Annotated in this window: 1 protein-coding gene; it reads left to right on the top strand. The window is 56.2% G+C overall.

Annotation, left to right across the window (positions count from 1 at the left end; translation table 11 throughout):
* Positions 1–2,204, top strand: a 2,204-nt coding sequence (locus U9S71_RS20805) for an Ig-like domain-containing protein (protein WP_495532344.1), incomplete at both ends; no start/stop codon positions are given.

Here is a 2,204-nt window from a genome sequence, read left to right as displayed (position 1 = left end):
GGGTACCATCGAATTCCCGGTTGATACGGATTACGAATATGCGGTGTACCAAACCGGAGAGACACCGGTATACCAATCGTCGCCGGTCTTTACGGATTTGCCTTCCGGCACGTACGAAGGTATCATGCGACTTGTTGCGGGCGGATGTGATGCGCTCCCGGTTAGCATTACGATCGATGAGGCACCGATTGTGCCCGAAGCTCCAGTGAGTGGGGGCGACCAAACCGAATGTGCGGTTGCACCCATTCAAACCTTAACAGCCGAGGCAACGGCTCCCGCCAGCGGCATGGTTACTTGGTACGATGCCCCAACGGGGGGTAATGTCGTTGTTGATCCCATATTGGATGGGGTTGGCACGGTTACGTACTATGCTGAAGCCAGTAACGGTGATTGCGTGAGTGACACACGTACGGCAGTGACGTTGACCATCAATGCCCAGCCGCAAATTGATCCATTAGATAATCAGGTGGTATGCGGTGCATTTATGCTTCCGGAAATAACGGGAACGAACCTGACGGGCGATTTGGCATACTATACCGAAACGGGCGCGAATGGCATGCGGTACGAAGTTGGTGATGTAATCTCGATTGTGGGTAACCATACCTTATATCTATACGTGGCGACAGTCGATGACTGTGTGGCCGAATCACCGTTCACCTTAACCATCAACGAAACGCCTACCGCTGGTACCATCGGTACAGACGAATCCATCTGCTACGAAGAAACCCCGGGAGCACTGACTTCGGTAGCCGCGGGCACCGGTACCGGTACCATCACCTACCGGTGGGAATCATCGTCCGACGGCACGTCGTGGTCGGCGATCGGCGGAGCCAGCGATGCAACTTACCAGCCGGATGCATTGACCAGCACTACGCACTACCGCCGGGTTACGGTTGCAACTGCCAACGGCCTGACATGCGAATCCGCACCGACGGATGCGGTAACGGTTACCGTAACGGGCGAGTTGACAGCAGATGCAGGTGCTGACCAGACGCAATACCACCATAGCGTTTTCACGCTGGATGCAAACGTGCCGACACTCGGCACGGGCGAATGGTCGGTCGTTTCTACGGAACAACCGGCGGAGTTTATCGATGTCACCAACCCCACGGCAACCATCACCTTGCTGCCCAACACTTCGGTTACCCTCCGGTGGACGGTGACCGAAGACGATTGCAGCGTCTTCGACGAAGTGACATTGACATCGGTGCACGGAGCCGATGTGGAAGTGACAAAAACATTAAAGGATACCGATCAACTGGGTTATGTGCCTGGCTCGGATGTGGAATACGTGATTACGGTGAGGAACAACGGTCCAGCTTACGCCGAGGGTGTAAGGATACGGGATGTCGCCCCCGCGGGAACAACGATTGATAGCTGGACAGCTGAAGTGGTCGCTGGATCGGTATTCCTACCCGCCATCGCAGGGTCGGCTGATCTGGATGAAACGATACTTGTGTTTCCGGATGGGGCCGTGGTCTCGTATGAGATCACCGTGCATACGCCCAACGAGATCACGGACGACTTAATCAATACCGTCGACGTAGCAACCGGTACGGATGATGCGGACCTTACGAACAACTCGGCGGCTACCTCGGGCTTGCCAGCGGTGCCGGTAGCACCCCTCAGTGGGGGCGACCAAACCGCCTGTGCAGAAAGTCCCGTGCAGACGCTGACCGCAACAGCTACGGTGCCTGATGGGCAGACCATCGTCTGGTATGATGCGCCCGGTGGAGGTGATGTGGTTGCCACTCCCGTGTTGGATGAGATAGGCACGATTACCTACTATGCGGAAGCACAGCGGGGGCCACTGGTTAGCCTAGTGCGGACTCCTGTGACCTTAACAATCAATGGATTACCTAATTTGATAATCACGGATCCTGCCGTGGCCTGTGCCGGTACGACCATAGACCTCACGGCAACAGCCGTATCAACGGGCAGTGACGGCGGTTTGACTTATGCCTACTTCACGGATGCGGCAGGCAGCAGCGAGCTGGCCACACCAGAGGCTGTTACCACATCCGGTGTTTACTACATCCGCGCGACCGATCCGGTGACGGGTTGCAGCACCATTGCACCGGTTACAGTACAGTTCGTGGACCGGCCCGTGGTGGTTGTGACCCATCCTGATTGTGTAGTAGGGGCTGGAACGATAACCATCACCGAACCCTTGGGTGCTGGTTTCGAATATTCGATCAATGGCG

This window comes from Parapedobacter flavus, assembly GCF_035818675.1.
In the GTDB taxonomy this organism is placed as follows: domain Bacteria; phylum Bacteroidota; class Bacteroidia; order Sphingobacteriales; family Sphingobacteriaceae; genus Parapedobacter; species Parapedobacter flavus.
Note: the sequence above shows the minus strand (reverse complement) of the source record. Positions and strands in the feature narration are given on the sequence as shown.